Source organism: Candidatus Schekmanbacteria bacterium RIFCSPLOWO2_02_FULL_38_14 (assembly GCA_001790855.1).
Lineage (GTDB): Bacteria > Schekmanbacteria > GWA2-38-11 > GWA2-38-11 > GWA2-38-11 > 2-02-FULL-38-14-A.
Map to the genome: position 1 here is coordinate 1 of MGDH01000014.1, position 2,419 is coordinate 2,419.

Annotated in this window: 2 protein-coding genes and 1 pseudogene (1 of these 3 cut by a window edge); 2 read left to right on the forward strand and 1 reads right to left on the reverse strand. The window is 29.6% G+C overall.

Annotated features, from left to right (window positions below; genetic code table 11):
• The first annotated feature begins 242 nt into the window (after window positions 1-242).
• Together A3H37_07605 and A3H37_07610 are read left to right on the forward strand one after the other, a co-directional pair.
• Window positions 243-455, forward strand: coding sequence for a hypothetical protein (locus tag A3H37_07605; protein ID OGL50656.1), 213 nt, complete (start codon window positions 243-245; stop codon window positions 453-455).
• 260 nt (window positions 456-715) lie between these two features.
• On the forward strand, window positions 716-1,630 hold the full coding sequence (locus tag A3H37_07610; GenBank protein ID OGL50657.1) for a hypothetical protein: 915 nt from the start codon (window positions 716-718) through the stop codon (window positions 1,628-1,630).
• Between the two features lie 704 nt (window positions 1,631-2,334).
• On the opposite strand, the pseudogene A3H37_07615 reads toward A3H37_07610, so the two are convergent.
• A pseudogene (locus A3H37_07615) lies at window positions 2,335-2,419 on the reverse strand (hypothetical protein) (it continues 1,547 nt past the right edge of the window).

Below are 2,419 nucleotides of genomic sequence, written 5' to 3' on the forward strand. Positions count from 1 at the left end.
ACATTAAAAGCTTTTTTAATAAAATCAATGTCCTTTTTTTTCACTTCAAAATGTTCGATTTTTACAACATTTGCCTTTGCCATTTTATATTACCTCCCCTCTATTATCTAACCTTATTGCACTGGCTTTTTAAATTACATTCTTCTCTTTTATAATTTAGAAAAACCAACAAAGCCTGTCAAGGAATATAAGGCAAATAAGCTTCAGGCAGGAAAAAGTTTGAGCTTAATATTCAGAAGTATATGGAATTAGTGGCAGATGATTGCAAGAATTATAAAACAACATTAGAGAGTGTGAAAAGCTGCGTGCAAACCTACGAACAGTATATTGTTTTAAAAATTATACTCACTAAAAAGAACAAGAAGTTTTCAGCTATATTGCAGAAAATGGAAGCTGAATATCCATCTTTGAAGATTAAACACGGATCTTTGACACTGTTAAAGAGGATAAAGTAGGAATAAGTAGTTCCAAAACCCCAAAAACATAAAGAGCCAAATAGTTAATACAACATTACCAGCTATTCACCAAAACTCACCTTTCCAAACAAGTTTTCCCTGCTTGAAACATTAATCCGTTAGTTTAGATATAATAATTTTTCAGGGAGAGTTTGAAAGAGTGAATGATTTTTTTCTTCTTTTTTATTTTCTAAAGGAATGGGAAATTTTATTGATTGTTTAATATCATTTACAATATAATATATTATCAGAAATAAAAAATGAATATACGAAACTGTAAAAAGTCGAATTGCAAATCTAAAAATAATGATGGTAATTGTCTAATCCCCGGGTCAGATGGATTACCGATTCAATGTGTAGGTCCTTGGGTTGAAAATAAATATTTTTTCTTAGAAAAATATTTAAATGCATCATGTGAAGCAAGAAGAAAATTTGCAGATAAAGACAATGCAGTATTTATAGATTTATTTGCTGGTCCGGGCAAATGTATAATACGGAACGAAAAGAGAGAAATTGATAGTGGTGGGATTAGAGCTTTAAAAAGAGATGAGGCTCCTTTTAATGAATATTTTTATTTTGATCTTTGTAGCTCCAACACAGAAGCATTGGAAAAGAGAATAAGCACAACATTTAACCGTAAAATAAAATTGGGAGATTCTAATGTTTTAATTAACGAACTAGTAGAAATATTATTAAGAAAACCATATAGATATCATTTTACTTACATTGACCCTTTTGGTCCTGATGAATTGAAGTTTAACACTCTGCGTGAATTAGCAAAATTAAATAGAATGGATATGTTGATCCATTTTCCTATTGGGGCTATTAAAAGAAATCTAAAAATCTGGTCAAATAAGAGAAATACTATTCTTGATGATTTTTTGGGAACAGATGCATGGCGTAATTTGATAAAAGGATTACCTAACAATCAAATCTTTAAAACAATAATTGATGTTTTTAAAGCACAATTAAAATCAATTGATTATCCAGAAGAAGGGTTGAAACTGCTGGCTTCAGATAAAGATATTTACGCAGGATTGCCAACTGTACCAGTTAAAAATAGTAGGGAAGTTGATTTATATGTTTTGATTCTTGCAGCAAAACATCCTCTTGGACAAAGAATCTGGAATAGTATTATTAAAACTACCCCAGATGGACAAAAAAACTTATTCTAAAAAATATGAAAAGCATTATAAGAAAATCCTTACTTTATAAAAGTGAAGTAGAATATGCTGACTTTTCTTTAAATCATGTTGAAGGTTGTTCGCATGGATGTAAATATCCTTGTTATGCCTATATGATGAAAAAAAGATGTGGTATTGTGAAAACCTATGAAGAATGGTGCCAACCTAAAATTGTTTCTAATGCGTCAGAACTTTTGGACAATGAAATTCCTAAATATAGAGATAAAATAAAATATGTTCACTTATGCTTTTCTACTGACCCATTTATGTATGAACAAGAACAAGTATGCGAACTAAGCTTAAAAATTATTAATAAGCTTAATACAAATAAAATTCGATGCACCGTATTGACAAAAGGAGTCCTTCCAAATGAGCTTGCTAAAGGGAATGGATTTAGCAAGAATAATGAATACGGTATTACATTAGTTTCTCTAGATGAAGATTTCAGGAAAGAGTTTGAACCAAATTCAGCTAATTTTAAAGATAGACTTTCCTCGCTAAAATATTTACATGAAAAAGGGTTTAAAACTTGGGTTAGCATGGAACCATATCCTACTCCAAATTTAATACAACAGGATTTAATTAAAATATTAGAGGCTATATCATTTGTGGATAAAATTATCTTTGGCAGGCTGAATTATAATATCCAAACCTCCGGGTTTAAATATACTAAGGAATTTTATAATAGCCTTACATCATTGGTTATTAAATTCTGCAAAAAAAATAAAATTGATTATCATATTAAACGAGGGACATTGATAGAAAATACATGTAATCATT

Bases quoted from the DNA above. Each gene is read 5' to 3' on its own strand.
- A3H37_07605 (OGL50656.1), top strand. From the start codon at position 243: ATGGAATTAGTGGCAGATGATTGCAAGAATTATAAAACAACATTAGAG.
- A3H37_07610 (OGL50657.1), top strand. From the start codon at position 716: ATGAATATACGAAACTGTAAAAAGTCGAATTGCAAATCTAAAAATAAT.